Annotated in this window: 17 protein-coding genes; 12 read left to right on the forward strand and 5 right to left on the reverse strand. The window is 70.6% G+C overall.

What is annotated here, in order from left to right; genetic code table 11:
* The first annotated feature begins 241 nt into the window (after nucleotides 1-241).
* Nucleotides 242-1,417: a hypothetical protein gene (locus VJN29_RS17550; RefSeq protein WP_324144929.1), complete on the forward strand. Its 1,176-nt coding sequence runs from the start codon at nucleotides 242-244 to the stop codon at nucleotides 1,415-1,417.
* Between the two features lie 22 nt (nucleotides 1,418-1,439).
* On the opposite strand, the gene VJN29_RS17555 is transcribed toward VJN29_RS17550, so the two are convergent.
* Nucleotides 1,440-3,020, reverse strand: coding sequence for an aminopeptidase P family protein (locus VJN29_RS17555; RefSeq protein ID WP_324144930.1), 1,581 nt, complete (start codon nucleotides 3,018-3,020; stop codon nucleotides 1,440-1,442).
* A gap of 76 nt (nucleotides 3,021-3,096) precedes the next feature.
* On the opposite strand from VJN29_RS17555, the gene VJN29_RS17560 reads away from it, so the two are divergent.
* The 7 genes from VJN29_RS17560 to VJN29_RS17590 all read left to right on the forward strand — a co-directional run bounded on the left by VJN29_RS17560 (nucleotide 3,097) and on the right by VJN29_RS17590 (nucleotide 10,049).
* Complete coding sequence (locus VJN29_RS17560; protein WP_324144931.1) at nucleotides 3,097-4,647, forward strand: threonine/serine ThrE exporter family protein; 1,551 nt, start codon at nucleotides 3,097-3,099, stop codon at nucleotides 4,645-4,647.
* A 112-nt stretch (nucleotides 4,648-4,759) separates the two neighbouring features.
* Nucleotides 4,760-5,302, forward strand: a complete 543-nt coding sequence (locus VJN29_RS17565) for a MaoC family dehydratase (protein WP_324144932.1) — start codon at nucleotides 4,760-4,762, stop codon at nucleotides 5,300-5,302.
* Nucleotides 5,303-5,520: 218 nt separating this feature from the next.
* Nucleotides 5,521-6,489, forward strand: coding sequence for a hypothetical protein (locus VJN29_RS17570; RefSeq protein ID WP_324144933.1), 969 nt, complete (start codon nucleotides 5,521-5,523; stop codon nucleotides 6,487-6,489).
* 190 nt (nucleotides 6,490-6,679) lie between these two features.
* Nucleotides 6,680-7,546 (forward strand): PHP domain-containing protein, encoded by an 867-nt coding sequence (locus tag VJN29_RS17575; RefSeq protein ID WP_324144934.1) that lies wholly within the window; start codon nucleotides 6,680-6,682, stop codon nucleotides 7,544-7,546.
* Nucleotides 7,547-7,639: 93 nt separating this feature from the next.
* Nucleotides 7,640-8,578 (forward strand): PD-(D/E)XK nuclease family protein, encoded by a 939-nt coding sequence (locus tag VJN29_RS17580; protein ID WP_324144935.1) that lies wholly within the window; start codon nucleotides 7,640-7,642, stop codon nucleotides 8,576-8,578.
* 2 nt (nucleotides 8,579-8,580) lie between these two features.
* Nucleotides 8,581-9,216 (forward strand): maleylpyruvate isomerase N-terminal domain-containing protein, encoded by a 636-nt coding sequence (locus tag VJN29_RS17585; RefSeq protein WP_324144936.1) that lies wholly within the window; start codon nucleotides 8,581-8,583, stop codon nucleotides 9,214-9,216.
* Between the two features lie 26 nt (nucleotides 9,217-9,242).
* Complete coding sequence (locus tag VJN29_RS17590) at nucleotides 9,243-10,049, forward strand: ParA family protein (protein WP_324144937.1); 807 nt, start codon at nucleotides 9,243-9,245, stop codon at nucleotides 10,047-10,049.
* A gap of 143 nt (nucleotides 10,050-10,192) precedes the next feature.
* Here the strand turns inward: VJN29_RS17590 and VJN29_RS17595 are convergent, their stop codons facing one another.
* Nucleotides 10,193-11,827 carry a DEAD/DEAH box helicase gene (locus VJN29_RS17595; RefSeq protein ID WP_324144938.1) on the reverse strand — a complete coding sequence of 545 codons (1,635 nt, stop codon included), beginning with the start codon at nucleotides 11,825-11,827 and terminating at the stop codon, nucleotides 10,193-10,195.
* Between the two features lie 217 nt (nucleotides 11,828-12,044).
* Here VJN29_RS17595 and VJN29_RS17600 point away from each other — a divergent pair, with 217 nt between their 5' ends.
* Nucleotides 12,045-12,758 (forward strand): ferritin-like fold-containing protein, encoded by a 714-nt coding sequence (locus VJN29_RS17600; protein ID WP_324144939.1) that lies wholly within the window; start codon nucleotides 12,045-12,047, stop codon nucleotides 12,756-12,758.
* Nucleotides 12,759-12,877: 119 nt separating this feature from the next.
* Here the strand turns inward: VJN29_RS17600 and VJN29_RS17605 are convergent, their stop codons facing one another.
* The 3 genes from VJN29_RS17605 to VJN29_RS17615 form a co-directional block, all read right to left on the reverse strand.
* The gene (locus VJN29_RS17605; protein WP_324144940.1) at nucleotides 12,878-13,147 is read right to left on the reverse strand and encodes a GlsB/YeaQ/YmgE family stress response membrane protein; all 270 of its coding nucleotides are present in this window, start codon (nucleotides 13,145-13,147) and stop codon (nucleotides 12,878-12,880) included.
* A gap of 211 nt (nucleotides 13,148-13,358) precedes the next feature.
* Complete coding sequence (locus VJN29_RS17610) at nucleotides 13,359-13,580, reverse strand: DUF3107 domain-containing protein (RefSeq protein ID WP_324144941.1); 222 nt, start codon at nucleotides 13,578-13,580, stop codon at nucleotides 13,359-13,361.
* Between the two features lie 93 nt (nucleotides 13,581-13,673).
* A complete protein-coding gene (locus VJN29_RS17615; protein ID WP_324144942.1) occupies nucleotides 13,674-14,372 on the reverse strand; it encodes a TetR/AcrR family transcriptional regulator in 699 nt (232 codons plus the stop codon).
* Nucleotides 14,373-14,475: 103 nt separating this feature from the next.
* Between VJN29_RS17615 and moeB the strand changes: the two genes are divergently transcribed.
* The 3 genes from moeB to VJN29_RS17630 form a co-directional block, all read left to right on the forward strand.
* Entirely contained in the window at nucleotides 14,476-15,654 is a 1,179-nt protein-coding gene (gene moeB / locus VJN29_RS17620; RefSeq protein ID WP_324144943.1) for a molybdopterin-synthase adenylyltransferase MoeB, read from the forward strand.
* Nucleotides 15,654-16,367: an MGMT family protein gene (locus VJN29_RS17625; protein WP_324144944.1), complete on the forward strand. Its 714-nt coding sequence runs from the start codon at nucleotides 15,654-15,656 to the stop codon at nucleotides 16,365-16,367. Before moeB ends, VJN29_RS17625 begins: the two co-directional genes overlap by 1 nt.
* A gap of 161 nt (nucleotides 16,368-16,528) precedes the next feature.
* The coding region (locus VJN29_RS17630) for an ATP-dependent helicase (RefSeq protein ID WP_324144945.1) at nucleotides 16,529-17,976 on the forward strand (1,448 nt) is incomplete at its 3' end.

Below are 17,976 nucleotides of genomic sequence, written 5' to 3' on the forward strand. Positions count from 1 at the left end.
GGACGGCTGAGTCCCAGCAGGGCTGGTTCCATCCGGTGGCCGTATGCCGCTGAGCCCGCTCGCGCAGGCCAGCCCGGTCCCAGCCCGCCCGCTCCGGACACCCCAACACACCCGCTCGTGGCTTGGTCGCAACCTGCTGCAGCTCGGCGTGGCAGTCGGTGGACGGGTGTGCTGCGTTGGATGCAACGTTCCGGTCGCGCCAAGGGTCTTCGTCGGTGAGCATCGAGCCCGGAGGTCCGCCATGCCAACGCCGTCACGCCACCTCGTCACCGTCATGGGTGGTCTCGTTGCCGCAGCGGTGCTCGCCGCCTGTGCAAACCCTGCTGCCACCGGCCCTGGCGGGACAATCCGGCAGACGGTCGGGCCGATGCGCACCGTGACCGCCCAGCCCGTCGCCGCTGATGGTGCGCTCGAGTGCCCGGCGACGATCAGCGACCACCAGGGGATGACGGTGCCCGAGCCGCCGCAGGGCGTCGATGGGAACGCCCGCCTGCTTCCCGATCGGCAGCCGGAGTCGCTCGTCGTGTGCAGCTATCCGGTCCTCGACCTGGAGCACGGCTCGCTGTCGTCGCCCTTCCGGCTCGAGACGCGCACGGTGCTGTCCCCCGGCGAGCGGTCAGAGATGGTCGAGCTGCTCACGTGGGCGCCGCTGGACAACCTGCGCTCGAAGGCGTGCACCGCCATGGGCGGAGACGAGACCGTGCACCTCATCGGGTCGCGCTCTCCGGATGCGATCGTCTGGGTTGCGGCCAAGGCAGATCCCAACGGGTGCTCGAACTCGACGAACGGCGACTTCGTGTCGTCCGCTGCGCTGGGGTCCCGCTTGGGGGCGGTGTTCGGGGACCAGAATGGTCGCGACCCAGCCCTGACGGGAGCCTGCGCCGGCTGGGGCTTCGGTCGGCTCGGCGACCACCTGTCCATTGCGCCCGAAGGGGATCCGCGAGTCACCGTCTGCCGCAATCGCGCTGATGGAACCCAGCAGGCGCTCCAGCTGTCCGCCGAGCGGAGTCGTGAGGTGGTGGCCGCGCTGCGCAGTCTCACCGCCAGGGTGAGCGACTCCGGCTGCTCCAGCACCGGTGACGACTACTCGCAGCAGTTTCGGCTCGTGCTCGACTATGCGGAAGGGCCCGCCGTCTGGGTCAACGTCTCCCCGGCGTGCACACCACAGGCCTACAGCAGCGGGCTGGCCGCGGAGGACGCCGGCTCCGTCATCGACCTCGTCGAGCAGTGGAGCCCGCCGATCCCGGGACCCGATCCGGATCAGCCGGTTTCGTCCGACGGTTCCATCGGCTCCGGCGGCTCTCCTGGCTCGGGTGGCTCCGACCAGCCAGGTGACCCCGGCACGCCAGTCCCGCCGGTGGCTCCACGCGACCAGAACCCCTACCCACCGGACGTGACCGTCACGACGGTGCCCTGACGGACGCGGCCGCCGCAGCGGGTCAGCCGCGCCCTGACCAGATCCGGGCGATCCAGGCCTCGACGTCATCCGCCGTGCGCGGCATCGCGGCCGAGAGGTTCTCGCAGCCGTCCTCGGTGATGAGAACGTCGTCCTCGATCCGGACGCCGTTGCCGCGGAACTCCGGCGGGGCGAGCAGGTCGTCGGCCTTGAAGTACAGGCCGGGCTCGACGGTGAGGATCATCCCCGGCTTGAGCTGCGCGTCGGTGTACTGCTCGCGCGTGGCGAGCGCGCAGTCGTGGACGTCGAGGCCGAGGTGGTGGCTCGTGCCGTGCACCATCCAGCGGCGGTGGTACTGGCCGTGCTCCTTGTCGAGCGTGGCCTCGACGTCGATGCCCTCGGGCAGCAGTCCCCACTCGTGGAGGTGCTCCGCGATGACCCGGATGGCGGCGTCGTGGATGTCGCTGAACCGGTTGCCCGGCTTGCACGCGGCAATCCCGGCCTCCTGCGCGGCGTAGACCGCGTCGTAGATCCGGCGCTGCGCCTCGCTGAAGGTGCCGCTCACCGGGAGCGTCCGGGTGATGTCGGCGGTGAAGAGCGAGTCGACCTCGACGCCGGCATCGAGCAGGAGCAGGTCGCCCTCCCTGATGTCGCCCGTGTTCTTGATCCAGTGCAGGGTGTTGGCGTGGTCACCGCTCGCGCAGATCGAGTCGTAGCCGATGCCGTTGCCGTGGTGCCGCGCATACAGGCCGAAGACGCCCTCGACCCAGCGCTCGCCGCGGCCCCGACGGATTGCCTCGGGCAGGTCGGCGATGACGGCCTCGAATCCGCGGTGCGTCCCCTCGATCGCCGAGCGCATCTCGTCGATCTCCCACTCGTCCTTGATCATCCGCAGGTGGGAGAGGAACGACGACAGCTCGTCGTCCGCCTCGTGCTCGGCTTCCAGGCGCTGCTCGCCCATGGCCGCTCCCACGGCGTCAGCCGCCTCCGCGCGCGCCTTGTCCACAGCGGCCGCGACCGCGGCATCGGCCTCGCGCACGACCCGGATGGGCAGCTGCCCGGCATCCTTGGCCACGGCGTCGGCGAACTCGTCGATGTGCCGCGCCGTGATGCCGAGCTCGGCCTCGAGGTCCTCGATGGTGGGCCGTGCCCCGACCCAGAACTCCCCGTAGCGAGAGTCCCCGAAGAACTCGTCGGAGTCGCGACCGGCGAGTGGACGAAAGTAGAGGATCGCCTCGTGACCCGGCGAGCCGCCGTCGCCGCCGACGTCGCCGTCGTGACCCGGCGTGCCGCCGTCGGCGGAGTCGCCCATCGGCTCGAGGACGAGGACGGCATCAGCCTCGCGATCGCTGCCCAGGCCGGTCAGGTGGGCGAAGGCGCTGTGCGGCCGGAAGACGTAGTCGGTGTCGTTGCTGCGGACCTTGAGCCCGCCGGCCGGCATGACGAGGCGCTGACCCGGGAAGGCCGCGCTGACAGCGGCACGGCGCTCAGCGGCATACGGTGCCACCTCTGAGCGCGCGGGAAGGTCGGTGGAGCGGGGAGCCCACCCGGAGGCGACGAACGCCCGGAACTCGTCAGTGGTCGGCCGGGCGCGGCTGGCGCTCTTCTTCTGCTCTTCGCTCATCACCGGTCCATGCTTCCACGCCACGGCGCCCGGGCAGAAACCCAATAGCCGGCCGGTCCGGCAATACAGTCTCCGTGTGCCTCCCCGCGACCGACCACGCCGGCCGAACGCCAGGCCTCCCTCGCTGCCCGCGCTCCCATCCCTGCGGGCGAGCACCCGAAGGGCGCTCCGTCCGAGCGGGCCGCCGACCGACGAGATCGCGCTCTGGAGCTCACCGGACGGCGTGGGCCGCCAGACCGCCCAGGCGGTGATCGATCTCGCGATGCGCGCGGGCGTTGCGATGCTCTCGACCGGTGCGGCGGCGGCTGACGTCACCGCCACGGTCCTCATGCTGACCCGGGCCTACGGCCTGGCCAGCGTCCACGTGGACGTCACCTACACCTCCGTGACCGTCTCCTACCATCGTGGACCGGACGCGGACCCGATGACCGTGATGCGGATCGTCCGCTTCCGCGTCCAGGACTACACGCGGCTGGAGCGACTGCGCGCCCTCGTCGTCGCGCTCAGCCGTGACCCCCTGGACATCGCGGACGCGCGGGTCCGCTTCGACGCGGTCCTCACCGCGCCGCACCCGTACCGGCGATGGGTCGTCACCGTGGCCGGCGCGACACTCGCCGCCGGCGCTGCCGGGCTGCTCGGCGGAGGATGGTTCATCGTCGTCCTGAGCTTCCTCACGGCCGCCTTGGTGACCCGCGTCAACCAGTGGCTGGGCAAGGTGGGGGTGGCGTCCTTCTTCTCCCAGTGCATCGGCGCCGCGATCCCGACCATTGTGGCGACCCTCGTCGTGGTGGGCCAGTCGGCGGGCGTCACCTTCTTCGGCGACGTGTCGCCTTCACTCGTCGTGGCGTCGGGCATCGTGCTGCTGCTGTCGGGACTCTCGATCGTCGGCGCGGGGGAGGACGACCTCGAGGGCTACTACGTCACGGCCGGAGCACGGGCGTTCGAGGTCGTCGTCCTCTCGCTCGGCATCGCCGTGGGCATCTCGGTCGTGCTTGCGGTCGGACAGCGGCTCGGCTACCCGATCGCCATCAGCTCCCGCACCCTGCTCGGCGAGAACGTCCTCGTCCAGGTCGCCTGCGCGGTGGTCATCGCTGTCGCGTTCGGCGTGTCGTCGTACTCCACCGGACGTGCCGTGGCGGCCGCCGGAGCAGCGGCTGCGCTCGGCTGGGTGATCGTCGCCGTCGCGGAACGGGCCGAGGCCGGTGCTGTGACGTCGTCGGCGCTCGCCGCGCTCGTCATCGGCTTCGTCGCCCGGCTCCTCGCACGCCGGGCGCGGATCTCGGCACTCGCCGTCACGACCGCCGCCATCGTGCCGCTCCTCCCGGGTCGCAAGGCCTATGAGGGCATCTCGCTCATCGTCACCCAGCCGGACGGGTTGGGCTTCTCCGCCGGGCTGCCCATTCTGGCCGAGGCGTTCGGGCTGGGGTTGGGACTCGCGGCGGGCGTCTCGCTCGGCACCTACCTCGCTGCGCTGCTCCTCGCCCGGCGGCACGGCATCGTGATCGGCCGGGCCGTGGGCACGCGTCTGCCGTCCGACCCGACCGCCTCGGCGGCGGTCATCGTGCCGCTCCTGTCCGACACCGGGGAGCTGCCGAGGGTGGACTCGGGAGCTCCGCCCACCCGGTGAGCGGTCGGGCAGCGTGAGGAAGCACACGGCATACGGCCATGTCTGTATGCCGCTGGGTCCGGCAGGCTGGTCACCGTTCGCTTTCGCGCGTGGTGGGTCTCAGGAGGACGGCATGCAGTTCGGTCGCAGCTACGAGGAGTTCGAGGTCGGTGCGGTGTACAAGCACTGGCCAGGCAAGACGGTCACCGAGTACGACGACCACCTGTTCTGCCTGCTGACGATGAACCACCACCCGCTGCACCTGGACGCGAACTACGCGGGGGAGACGACCCAGTTCGGCCGCAACGTGGTCGTGGGCAACTACGTCTACTCCCTCCTGCTCGGCATGTCCGTGCCTGACGTGTCCGGCAAGGCGATCGCCAACCTCGAGATCGAGTCGCTGCGCCACGTCGCGCCGACGTTCCACGGTGACACGATCTACGGCGAGACGACGGTGCTCGACAAGTGGGAGTCGACGTCGAAGGACGACCGCGGGGTCGTGCACGTCGAGACGATCGGCTACAACCAGGACGGCAAGGTCGTGTGCATCTTCCGCCGCAAGGTCATGGTGCCGAAGGAGAACTACCTCGACGCCCGCGGTGGCGAGCAGCCGGGGCGGCCGGTGCCCGAGGCGGACAAGAACTGGCCGGGGTCGACGCCGGGCCAGGACGCCTGACCGGCCGCCCGCCCTCCCGGCGCCGCGCGCTTCCCGCTTCCGGCGCCTTCCTCCGCAACACACCGGGTACCTCACAACGCACCGGCAACCGAGCCCGGTGGGTTGTGAGGTACCCGGTGTGTTGCTCGGTCCACATCCGGTCGGTTGAGCAGCTCACCGTCCACAGCTGCGTGGCTGGGTGCTCCAGCGCGATGCCGTATGCCGCTGGGCTCGCCCCCGTGGACAGACGACTTCAGGCGCTGGCGGGAACGCAGGGCGGCACGTTCTCCGCTGCAGAGGCACTGGCAGTTGGGCTCACCTCCGCCGAGCTGCATCGGGCCGTGGGCTCGCGGGAGCTCGTCCCGGTTCGTCGGCGTGCGTACGTGACTGCGGTCGTCTGGGCTGCTGCGGCAGCCGAGGAGCGGTACCGCCTCGCCTGTTGCGCGATCGCCCGGACACGGCCCGACGACGCGTTGAGCCATCACGCCGCCCTGGCGCTCCTCGGCCTGCCGCTGTGGGGCCATGATCCGACGCGTGTCGACCTGGTCACCGCTGTGCGTCAAGGCGTGCGGAGGGGCAGCACCTGGCTCCACCCCGATGAGCAGGTGGACACCATCGTCGTGGACGGCCTGCGAGTCGTATCGCCGGCTCGAGCAATCGTGCGGACGGCATTGACCATGGGCCGTGACTGCGCTGTGGTCGCCGGCGATGCCGCACTTCATCGGCGGCTCGTCACCCTTGAGGAGCTGCTCGCGGAGGTGGCGCGGGTGACGCCGCACCAAGGCAGGACTCGGGCGCTCGAGGCGGTCCTGGCCATGGACAGGAAGGCAGAATCGGTCGGCGAGTCCCGAACGCGCCTCATCTTTGTCGATCTGGGGCTCGCGCATGAGAGTCAGGTCGTCATCACGGGCCAGGCGGGGGCATTCGTCGCCCGGGTCGACTTCCTCGTCGAAGGCGTCGTCGTGGAGTTCGATGGACGCACGAAGTACGGTCGCGCCCGCGACGAGGACGATGGGACGGTCGCAGATCCTGGCCAGGTCGTGTGGTTGGAGAAGCGTCGAGAGGACGCCATCAGGCGTGAAGGCCACCCGGTCGAACGCATCGTCTGGGACGAGCTCGCCCGTCCCGGACTCATCGGTGCCCGGATCAGGCGGGCGCGAGTCCAGGTGAAGCGACCGCAAGCCGACGATGAACGCCCGAGCGCCTGACGCCCGGACCGCACGCCGCCGAGCCATGCTCCGCACCGGCAGTACCCTGCCCGCACCGACGCAGTACCTTGCTCCGCAACACACCGGGTACCTCGCAACGCACCGGGATCCGATCACGGTGCGTTGCGAGGTACCCGGTGTGTTGCGGGCATCGGGTGGCCGACGGGGCTGCGCCCATAGGCTGGCCTCCGTGACCGCCGCCGAACCCGTCATCGACCTGCACACGCACTCGACGGCGAGCGACGGCACCGACACCCCCACGGAGCTGGTCGTCGCGGCACGGGAGGCGGGTGTCGACGTCCTCGCGATCACCGACCACGACACCGTGGCCGGTTGGCCGGAAGCCGAGGCGGCTGCGCGCCACCACGGCCTCGTCCTCGTGCGCGGCATCGAGATCTCGACGACCTGGCACCACGCGTCGATCCATCTCCTCGGCTACCTGACGGACCCGGACGACGTGGACCTCATGGGCGAGCTCACGAAGGCCCGAGAGTCGCGCGCCAAGCGGCTGGAGCGCATGGTCGCCCTCATGGCGGACGACGGGATCCCGATCACCTACGCAGAGGTCCTCGCCCAGGTCGCTCCGGGCGCGACGCCGGGCCGCCCGCACATCGCGGACGCGCTCATCGCCAACGGGACGATCCGGCACCGGGACGAGGCCTTCCGCGAGTGGCTGACCAACGAGTCGCCGTACTACGTCAAGCACTACTCGCCCCACCCGGTGCGCGCGTGCGAGCTGGTCCGCGGAGCAGGCGGTGTGCCAGTCCTCGCGCACCCGTTCACCAGGACACGGGGAGAGACGGTCACCGACGCGCTCGTCGAGCAGATGTATGCCGCTGGGCTCGCTGGTCTCGAAGCCTTCCACCGCGACCACGGGCCTTCCGAGGTCGAGCGCGCGCTGACGCTCGCCGGCCGGCTGGACCTGCTCGTGACGGGTGCCAGCGACTACCACGGCGCGGGCAAGCGCAACCGGCTGGCCGAGTACACGACGACCACCGAGGTGTTCGCCACCATCGAGGCCCAGGCAAGCGGGGCGACGCCGGTGGTGCGGCCGTGAGCAGGATCGCGGCCCTGCGCTCGGCCACCGCCGTGCGGGTGGTGGCCGCCTCGGTGCGTCACTGTGTCACCGGTGAGGCCTAGGGTGGCTGGGGTGACGGGGACGACCGGGCAGACCACGGAGCGCACGCCAGCGCCGGCCAACGCTGCGGTGACGGGGGAGCAGGGCACCTTCGAGGGCATGCCGACCCCGCTCTACCCCGCGTCGCCCTCGAAGTTGCTGGCCTGGCTCGACTGCCCCCGGCGTTACCGGATGCAGTACCTCGATCGGCCCAAACCAGAGGGGCGACCGCAACGGGCCCACACCTCGGTCGGGATCGCGACCCACAACGTGCTCCGCGACTTCTGGGACCTGCCGCAGTCACGCCGCACGCCGGACGGTGTGGCCGAGCTCGTCCGGGCCTCGTGGATCGACGTCGGCTTCCGTGATCCCGAGCAGTCCGCTTCGTGGCGAGTGCGGGTCAGCGAGTCCGTGGTCGACTACCTGCGCGAAGTCGACCGACGCCGGCAGCCGCTCGGCCTCGAGCGCGGGGTCGCGCTCAGGACGGACTCCATCGCGGTGACCGGGCGGGTCGACCGGCTCGACGACCGCGACGGCACGCTCGTGGTCGTCGACTACAAGACCGGTCGCCAAGTGCCCACCGACGACGACGCCCGGACCTCCCTGCCGCTCGCGCTCTACGCCGCCGGTGCCGCGCGTGTCTTCCGACGGCCCTGCGTCCGAGTCGAGCTGCACCACGTGCCGACCCGCACGGTCGTGGCGCACGAGCACTCGCCTGAGTCGCTGGAGCGCAAGATCGCCGAGGCAGAGTCCATCGCGGGCGACCTTCGCGGAGTCGACGCCGACTTCGCCGAGCGAGGGGTCGAGTCGCCGTCCTTCCCACCGCGACCGTCGCCGCTCTGCACCTGGTGCGACTTCCGCGCCCACTGCCGCGAGGGCCAGCAGATGGGTCCGGAGAAGCCGGACTGGGCCGGCCTCGAGGCGGTGGACCCGCCGGGACTGCGGAGCACTGTCGAGAGCATCGGAGGTTGACCGTGAGTGACCTACGTTCCGCCTTCGTGGAGGGGGCCGACCACGTCATCGCGATCGTGGCCCGTGACGACGTCAGCAAGGCGTGGCGTGAGCCCAGCGCGCTCGCAGACTGGTCGGTCGGTGGTCTGGTGGCGCACTTCGCCGGACAGCTGCCGACGGTGCTGCGGCTGCTGCAGGCCGAGCCGGGAGCGGACCCGATCGCCGTCGACGAGCATTATCACCGCTCGGCCTGGGTCAGCGCGGGGCACGACGCCGAGGTCAACACCGGGATTCGTCAGGGGGGCGAGCGCGACGCCTCGGATGGTCATGCCGCAGTCCTGGCCGCGGTCGTCCGAGCGCGCGCAGAGCTGCCGTCGGTTCTTGCCAGCCAGTCGGCCGACCGGGCCGTGCTCATCCCGTGGACGGGGTGGTCCCTCCTTCGCGACGACTTCCTGACCGGGCGGCTGCTCGAGATCGTCGTGCACGGCGAGGACGTCGCGGCCAGCGTTGGCTTCACCGCTCCTCCGCTGTCGCGTGCCGTGCTCGACCCGGTGCTGGGCCTGCTCACCCGCCTCGCGATGAAGAAGCACGGCCAGGGCAACGTCGTGTCCGCCCTGACTCGGTCGGAGCGGGCGCCACGCACGATCTCCGCCTTCTGACCCGGCCGACCTGACACACTGGCGCCATGGTCCGCCCCAAGACGGGAGACCGTCGCCCCACGATCCTCGCCCTGGCCAACCAGAAGGGAGGCGTCGCCAAGACGACCTCGGTCGCGAGCCTCGGCGCCGCCTTCGTCGAGCTGGGCAGGCGAGTGCTTCTCATCGACCTCGATCCGCAGGCCTGCCTCACCTTCTCCCTCGGGATCGATCCGGACACGGTGGAGACGTCCATCCACGAGGTGCTGACCCAGGGAGCCTCGATCGCCGACGCCGTCCTGCGCTGCGACGAGGGAGTCGACCTCGTCCCGTCGACGATCGACCTGGCCGGCGCCGAGGCCATGCTGATGCCACGACCGGGCCGCGAGTACGTCTTGCGCACCGCGCTGGAAGGTGGCGCCGAGGCTGGCGACGCCGGCCCAGCGGCATACGACATCGTCCTCATCGACTGCTCACCCAGCCTCGGCGTCCTGACGCTCAACGCGCTGACGGCGGCAGACGCGCTCATCGTGCCCATGCCGGCCGAGATGTTGAGCCACCGTGGAGTAGGTCAGCTGCTCGACACCGTGGCGGACGTCCAGCGGATCCTCAACCCGGACCTCGAGGTGCTCGGCATCCTCCCGACGCTCCATGACGGACGGAGCCGGCACGTCCGGGAGGTGCTGGCCGACGTGGGGGCGCGCTACGGCGTGCCGGTCCTCGAACCGCCGATCCCGAGGACGATCCGGTTCGCGGAGGCGCCGGCAGTCGGGCGGTCGATCCTCTCAACGGCACGGACGTCCAAGGGCGCGCAGGCGTACCGCGAGGTTGCCGAGAAGGTCCTCGCCCAGCTGTGACGGTGCCGGCCGACGGCGTAGGTCTCGTCCGACCATCGCCGACGTGGACAGGTTCCGGGACCTGACGCAACACACCCGCCTGTCGACTGCTTGCTCCTGCTGGGGCAGGTCTCGGCACGCGACAAGCGGGTGTGATGTGCGGGTCAGTCGGCGGTCGTCAATGCCGCCGCGGACTCGCCTTGCGCCGAGCCACGCCGACGACGGCGCTCCCGGGGGCGGGACGATCGCTCACCGGCGGCGGAATCCGCGCTCGTCGGTGCGGTGTCGGTGGAGTCGGTTGCGTCGCTTGCAGCGCCGGCGCCGGCCACGGCGGCCCCGGCTCCTCGGGTGCGGCGGCGGTTGCGAGCTCGTTTGGGACGGCTCTCCCCTTCGCTTCTGGCGTCACCCGAGGCCTCGCGGCCACCCGTCCCCGGCTGCCGTCGTGCGCCCCGGTCCGCGGACCCGCCCTTGCCACGACGCCCACCGGTCTCGCCGAGGTCCTCGATCTCCTCGGCGTCGAGGCCGGCGCGGGTCTGCTCCGACTTGCGGAGGAAGCCCTTGGCGTCGGCCGGGATGTCCAGGTCGGCGTAGAGGTGCTCGGAACTGGAGTAGGTCTCCTCCGGCTCGGGGATGCCGAGATCGAGCGCCTTGTTGATCAGCGCCCAGCGGTGCAGGTCGTCCCAGTCGACGAACGTGACCGCAATGCCGGTGTTGCCGGCCCGGGCCGTGCGGCCGATGCGGTGCAGGTAGGTCTTCTCGTCCTCCGGGCACTGGAAGTTGATGACGTGGGTGACGTTCTCGACGTCGATGCCCCGCGCGGCGACGTCGGTGGCGACGAGGATGTCCACCTTGCCCTTGCGGAAGGCTCGGAGCGCCTGCTCGCGTGCTCCCTGGCCGAGGTCGCCATGGATGGCGGCAGCGGCGAAGCCCCGGTCGACGAGGTCCTCGGCGACCTTCGCGGCCGTCCGTTTGGTCCGGCTGAAGATGATCGTGAGTCCACGGTCCTTGGACTGCAGGATCCGGGCCAGCATCTCCACCTTGTCGAGGGCGTGGGCCCGGAAGACGAACTGCTCGACGGCCTTGACCGTGTGGGCGTTCTCCGTCCCGTCGCCCATGGCGCGGATGTGGGTCGGCTGGGTCATGTAGCGACGGGCCAGCGCCACGATCGCTCCGGGCATCGTCGCCGAGAAGAGCATGGTCTGACGGGAGGACGGCGTGAGCGCCATCAGCGTCTCGACGTCGGGGAGGAAGCCGAGGTCGAGCATCTCGTCGGCCTCGTCGAGGACGACGACCTTGGCCTGGGACAGATCGAGTCGGCCCTGCTTCGACAGGTCGATGAGCCGCCCCGGGGTGCCGACGACAACCTCCACCCCGCGCTGGAGAGCCTCCACCTGCGGCTCGTAGGCTCGACCGCCGTAGACGGTGAGCACCCGGATGCCACGGTTCCTCCCCGCGCGCTCGAGGTCACCGGCCACCTGGACGGCCAGCTCGCGCGTCGGGGCGACGACCAGCGCCTGGGGCTTCCCGGGGCGGGTCAGCGCCTCGTACCCCTCGTCGTCGGGCGCGACGATGCTGTCGAGCATGGGGACGCCGAAGCCGAGGGTCTTCCCGGTCCCGGTCTTCGCCTGCCCGATGATGTCGTGGCCGGCCAGGGCCACGGGCAGGGTCATCGCCTGGATGGGAAACGGATGGGTGATCCCGACCTCGGCGAGGGCCGAGATGATGTCGGCGTGGACGTCGAAGTCCCGGAACGTGAGCTCTTGGGCAGGCGGGTGCGAGGTGTCGCTGGACTGGGTCATCACTGTCTTTCGATCGGCACGAGCACCACACGCGAATGCGGGAGCTCAGTGCAGGAGTCGTACTCCGGGCCGATCGGGGAGTGAGTTCTGAGATGGTCATCGAGCCGACCGGGCACCGCATGGTCCCGGTCAGTCTACCGGTAGATGCGGGGCCGACGGTCCGCTTCCAGCGGACACCCGGTCCCGCGGAGGGATCGGGTTCACTACATTGGCTCCCGTGAGCGACGCCGAGGGCAAGCGCCAACAGGCGCAACCAGACCGCGACCTGACCGACCCCGCGTACCGGGCGGCCGTGGTCGACCTCCTGGGTGCGCTGGCCTACGGCGAGCTGAGGGCGTTCTCCCAGCTGGCCAAGGACGCCGAGCTCGCGCCGACGCTGGGCCACAAGTCCGCAATTGCGATCCTCGCGGCTCACGAGCTGCGCAACTTCAGGCTGCTCAGCGAGCGACTCGATGCTCTCGGTGCCGATTCCCAGGAGGCCATGCAGCCGTTCGTCGAGGCAGTCGATGCCTTCCACGAGCGCACCGCCGCGAACGACTGGCTCGAGGGTTTGGTCAAGGCGTACGTCGGGGAAGGCATCGCCCAGGACTTCTACCGGGAGATCGCCCAGTACGTCGACGAGGACACCAGGGCCTTGGTCCTTGCCGTGCTCGAGGACCAGGGCCAGGCGGAGTTCGCGGTCTCGGCAGTCCGCCAGGCCATCAACGAGGACGGCAGGGTGGCCGGACGTCTCGCGCTGTGGGGACGCCGACTCGTCGGTGAGGCGATCACGCAGGCCCAGCGCGTCGGCTTTGAGCGGGATGCGCTGGGCGGTCTGCTGGTCGGGGCCCCGGGCAGCGGCGGCGCGGACCTCGCCGAGCTCGGCCGGATGTTCGTCCGTCTGACCGACAAACACACCAAACGCATGGAGCGGCTCGGGCTCTCCGCCTGAGTCCTCGACCCACAGTCCCCGAACCGTTCGTCAGCCGGATTGCTGTGCCACGAAAAACCGAGGACCCGGCCTGCAAGGCCGGGTCCTCAGTGAACCCCAGTACAGACCAGGGTCTGTACCTAGACAGGCCGCCGGGACATCCGACCGTAAAGCATGATGCCGAGCGCGGCGAGGATGGCACCGACGATCCAGTACCACCACTGCACTCCGCCGTTCTCATTCTCGTATCCGAAGATGGAACCGAGGATGAACGTAGCGGCGAGAGAGGCGACTATGCCGATGACGATGGTCATGAGGATCGAGATGTTTTGTTTGCCCGGGAGGATGAGTCGTCCCAAGGCGCCGATGACCAAGCCAGCGACGATGGCTCCAATGATTGCCCCAAGCATGCAGCTCCTCCTAACAAGCCCACCATGGGCGTTGGCGGACCGGCCGTCCCGGTCCGTCCCCACTCAACCATGTACCCACAGTCGCGGCACGAACCACGCCGTCCTCATTCCGTATTGAAAGAGAACAATTCGGGTTCGTTTCGGTTGCGGTCGAGTATCGGGCCTGCTGCCTCCAGGTGACAGGACCAGCAAAGCCGCCGGGAACGCGCCCTCAGTGGACGCCGAAGCCAACCCCGGTCTTCTTCTCAGCTCCCGTCGTCACGTAGCCGATCGAGGCGCTCGGCACGATGATCCGCCCGCCCTTGTCATCGGTCAGCTCGAGCATCTCGGCCGAGCGGGCGTCCCTGACCGCAGCGACGAGCTCGTCGGCGGTCAGCGTCGTCTCGAAGGTGATCTCGCGCGCCACGTGCTGCACGCCGATGCGGACCTCCACGGTCAAACCTCTTTCTCGTCGTCTGGCGGGGGCGATCCGGATCGCCCGGTGTCGCCCGGGGTCGATCAGATCGGGTCGTCCCTCTCGCTCACCTTAACCAGCGGTCGATCCGACCGATTCCCGCCCCGCCTTGCCGCCCTTGCCGACCGCGGGGAACGCGCCGAAGCCGCGGCGGATCAGCCCACTCGTGATCCGGATCGCGGTCTCCTTGGTGATGGTGTCGACGTGGTCGAGCCAGTGCCGCGCCGAGGTCTGTGCCAGCCCGACGAGCCCCACTCCGACGAGGACCGCCTCGTCGTGGTCCATCGACGTCTCGGCCCGGATGATGTCGGCCATGGCCTCCGCGCACGTGAGGTCGACCTGGTCGAGCCGCTTGCGGACCTCGGGCTCGTTGGCGAGGTCCGACTCGAAGATGAGGCGGAAGGCCGCGCCCTCCTGGGCGACGAAGTCGAAGTACGCGTTGACCATCGTGTTGATCCGCGCCTTGTTGTCCTTCAGGGCCAGCGCGTCGCGGACGAGCTTCTCCAGCTCGCTCGAGTGCTGGTCGACGAGCGCGAGGTAGAGCTCGAGCTTGCCCGGGAAGTGCTGGTAGAGAACCGGCTTGGAGACACCCGCGCGAGCGGCGATGTCGTCCATCGCGGCCTGGTGGTACCCGTTCTCGACGAAGACGCCGAGGGCCGCGTCGAGCAGCTGGGCACGACGCTCGGAACGTGGCAGTCGCTGCCCGCGCTGGACGGAAGGCTGCACGGCGGGTGGCATCGGGCGCTGCGCGATCGGGGTGTCGTCGGACATGGAACCTCTTGCTTCAACTCGGTCATCGGGCCCTCCGCGGCGCCGGCCGGCGCCGGTCGGACGACGATGTCGTTCTCACCATACCGACCAGTACCGTTGTGGCATGCCGTTCGAACCACTGGTCAGGACGGGTCGACCGCTGTCCGGGGAGGAGGTCACCCGCTACGCCAGGCACGTGCTCATCCCGGGTGTGGGCCGCGAGGGCCAGGAGCGACTCTCCGCCGCGAAGGTGCTCGTCGTCGGCGCCGGTGGCCTCGGCTCGCCCGCGCTGCTCTACCTCGCCGCGGCCGGGGTCGGGACGATCGGAGTGGTCGACGCGGATGTCGTCGAGCTGACGAACCTGCACCGCCAGGTGATCCACTCGGACGCCGACCTCGGCCGGCTCAAGACCGAGTCCGCCGAGTCCGCCGTCCATCGCGTCAACCCACACGTCGAGGTCATCCGCCACGACGTGACGCTCGAGTCGAGCAACGCCCTCGACGTCATCCGTGACTACGACGTCGTCGTCGACGGCACCGACAACTTCCCGACGCGCTACCTCGTCAACGACGCCTGCGTCCTGTTGGGCAAGCCCCACGTCTGGGGCTCGATCCTGCGCTTCGACGGCCAGGTGTCGGTGTGGTGGAAGGGGCACGGGCCGTGCTATCGGTGCGTCTTCCCCGAGCCGCCGCCTCCGGGAACCGTCCCGAGCTGCGCCGAGGGCGGAGTCTTCGGAGTCCTTTGTGCTGCAATTGGTTCCGTCCAGTCCACCGAGGCGATCAAGCTTCTGCTCGGGATCGGCGAGCCGCTGACCGGACGCCTCGTCGTCCACGACGCCTTCCGGCAGACGTGGGACACCCTGACCGTTCGGGCCGACCCGTCCTGTCCGGTGTGCGGCGACGACCCGACGATCACCGAGCTGATCGACTACGTCGAGTTCTGTGGGGTTCCCGGGGCGCCGACCGGTGACGAGGGGGCCGTGCCAGAGGTCTCCGTCCGCCAGCTGGCCGACGAGCTGGCCGCGAGCGACCCGCCGCTGCTCGTCGACGTCCGCGGCCCCGAGGAACGGGCCATCGCCTCGATCCCCGGCGCCGTGCCCATCCACCTCGACCGCTTCCGCAGCGGCACGGCCTGGGATGATCTGCCCCGCGACCGCCGGGTGCTGATCCACTGCAAGGTCGGTGGCCGCTCGGCCGAGGCGACCCGTCTCGCCATGCGAGCCGGTTACACGGACGTGGCCAACGTTGCGGGCGGCGTCATCGCCTACCTGCGGGAGATCGACCCGAGCCAACCGGAGTACTGATGGAGGACTACGCGCAGCGGGTCATCGAGGTCGTCGCGCAGATACCTCCCGGGCGCGTCGTCGCCTACGGCGACATCGCCAGGGCGCTGGGCGAGGGTGGCGCCCGGAACGTCGGCACCGTCATGAGCCGCTACGGCTCTGACGTGCCCTGGTGGCGCGTCATCCGCGCGGACGGCCGCCCGCCCCAGGGCCACGACGCCATCGCCATCGAGCACTGGCGCGCCGAGGGCACGCCGATGGTCCGTGGCCTGATCGACGGAGGCCGCGCGGACATGGCAACGGCGCGCTGGTCCATCCCCGCGGCCTCGCCCCGGGCCGATGGGTCACGAGGCGCGCTCCACCACGTCGAGCTCTGGGTCGGGGACATCATCGCGGCCAAGCGCGAGTGGGGCTGGCTGCTCGGCCGGCTCGGGTACCGCCTCGGTGACGACTGGGGCCATGGGCAGGCCTGGGAGCTGGGGCCCCTCTACATCGTCATCGAGTCCGGTCCCGACGTGGCGCCGGGCCGGCACGACCGCGTCCGCCCGGGACTCAACCACCTCGCCTTCCATGCGGGTTCACGAGGGGACGTGGACGCCGTCGTCGGTGACTCTGCCGAGTCTGGCTGGACGCTGATGTTCCCCGACCGTCACCCCTTCGCGGGTGGGCCCGACCACTACGCCGCCTACCTTGAGAGCACCGAGGGCTTCGAGGTGGAGCTCGTTGCCGGGTGACGTCCAAACCCTCATGCCGTATGCCGCTGAGCCGGCGACGAGCCCACGGTTCGTCGCGCGCGAGGCGGGCTGAGCGGCATACGGCTGCATCCTGACGACACGCCGCGGGGCGCGTGGTACGTGGTCCAGGGCATGTCGGTCCCTCGTGATGGAATCCTGTCGTGGTCATCCTCAGACGTGCACCTGCGCAGCACGTCGGAGAGGTCTGCCTCGATGAGTCCCAGCAGCGTGCGGTCGACTCGGGCGCCAGGGTGCTGCGTGTCCTGGGCGGTCCCGGTACCGGCAAGTCGACCCTGGCGGTCGAGCTCGTCGTCCACACCGTTGCGGCGGGTGTCCGCGCGGACGAGTGCCTCGCCGTGGCCGCCACGCGGACCGCCGCTGGGGTGTTGCGACAGCGGGTGACGGCCCGGCTCGGGGGCACCTCGACGCTGCCCCTCGCCCGCACGTGGCAGGCCCTCGGCTTCGGCATCCTCAGGTCGGAGGCGGCGCTGCGCGGCGACCCGGCACCCCGGCTGCTCAACGGCCCCGAGCAGGACGCGATCCTCCGGGACCTCCTCGCCGGCCACGCTTCCGGAGACGCCCCCGCCCCGGAGTGGCCGGCCAGTGTCCGGGACGCGCTGACCACTCGCGGCTTCCGCAACGAGCTGCGCGACCTCCTCATGCGCGCCGTCGAGCACGGCCAGTCCCCGGAGGACCTGCACCACCTCGGCCGCGACCACGACCGACCCGAGTGGGTGGCCGCGGCGCAGGTGCTGCGCGAGTACGACGAGGTGACCTCGCTCAGCAGGCACGGGTCCTATGACCCTGCTTGGGTGCTCACCGCGGCTGCCGACGTGCTCGAGGACGTCCCCGCGGCGCTCGCGCGCCTGCATGAGAGCCTGCGGTTCGTCGTCGTCGACGACGCCCAGGAGATGACCTCGGCGGCGGCGCGGCTCCTGCGAGTCATCGCGCGCGGTGGCACACGGATCGTGCTCATCGGAGACCCGGACTCGGCGGTCCAGACCTTCCGCGGCGCCGACCCGCGCTTCCTCGCGAGCGGCTGGGAGGATCTCGGCTCGGCGGCTCCAGGGGCTGGTCGAGAGACCGTGGTGCTCCACCGTGGGCACCGGCTGCCCGAGGCCGTCGTCGCCGTGGCCGATCGGGTCACCCGCCGGATCGGAGCGCTCGGCGGTGGTGAGCAGCGCAGGTTCACCGCATGCGGTTCCACCGCACCCGTGGACGTCGCGCTGCTTCGCTCCGTCGCGCAGGAGACGAGCCACATCGCGGCGGTCCTGCGACGCGCCCACCTCGTCGAGGGCATGCCGTGGACGGACATGGCGGTGGTCGTCCGGGGCAGCGCTCGCGCGGCGACCTTGCGTCGCGCGCTTGCCCAGGCCGGCGTGCCGGTGACTGCTGCCACCTCGGAGACGCCGGTTCGCGACGAGGTCGCGGTGCGGCCCATGCTCCTCCTGCTCGAGGAAGCCGTCGCGGTGGCACGAGATCCGGGCCACGTCGTCCACCCGGTGCGGGTGGCCGATCTGCTCCTCTCGCCGATCGGAGGGTCCGACACGGTGGGGCTGCGGCGGCTGCGCCGGGTCCTTCGGCAGGAGGAGCTCGCTGGGGGTGGCGG

It is taken from the genome of Intrasporangium sp., from assembly GCF_035280925.1.
Lineage (GTDB): Bacteria > Actinomycetota > Actinomycetes > Actinomycetales > Dermatophilaceae > Intrasporangium.

Bases quoted from the DNA above. Each gene is read 5' to 3' on its own strand.
- VJN29_RS17625 (WP_324144944.1), top strand. From the start codon at position 15,654: ATGGAGGACTACGCGCAGCGGGTCATCGAGGTCGTCGCGCAGATACCT.
- VJN29_RS17555 (WP_324144930.1), bottom strand. From the start codon at position 3,020: ATGAGCGAAGAGCAGAAGAAGAGCGCCAGCCGCGCCCGGCCGACCACT.
- VJN29_RS17550 (WP_324144929.1), top strand. From the start codon at position 242: ATGCCAACGCCGTCACGCCACCTCGTCACCGTCATGGGTGGTCTCGTT.
- VJN29_RS17615 (WP_324144942.1), bottom strand. From the start codon at position 14,372: ATGTCCGACGACACCCCGATCGCGCAGCGCCCGATGCCACCCGCCGTG.
- VJN29_RS17590 (WP_324144937.1), top strand. From the start codon at position 9,243: ATGGTCCGCCCCAAGACGGGAGACCGTCGCCCCACGATCCTCGCCCTG.
- VJN29_RS17605 (WP_324144940.1), bottom strand. From the start codon at position 13,147: ATGCTTGGGGCAATCATTGGAGCCATCGTCGCTGGCTTGGTCATCGGC.
- moeB (WP_324144943.1), top strand. From the start codon at position 14,476: ATGCCGTTCGAACCACTGGTCAGGACGGGTCGACCGCTGTCCGGGGAG.
- VJN29_RS17595 (WP_324144938.1), bottom strand. From the start codon at position 11,827: ATGACCCAGTCCAGCGACACCTCGCACCCGCCTGCCCAAGAGCTCACG.
- VJN29_RS17565 (WP_324144932.1), top strand. From the start codon at position 4,760: ATGCAGTTCGGTCGCAGCTACGAGGAGTTCGAGGTCGGTGCGGTGTAC.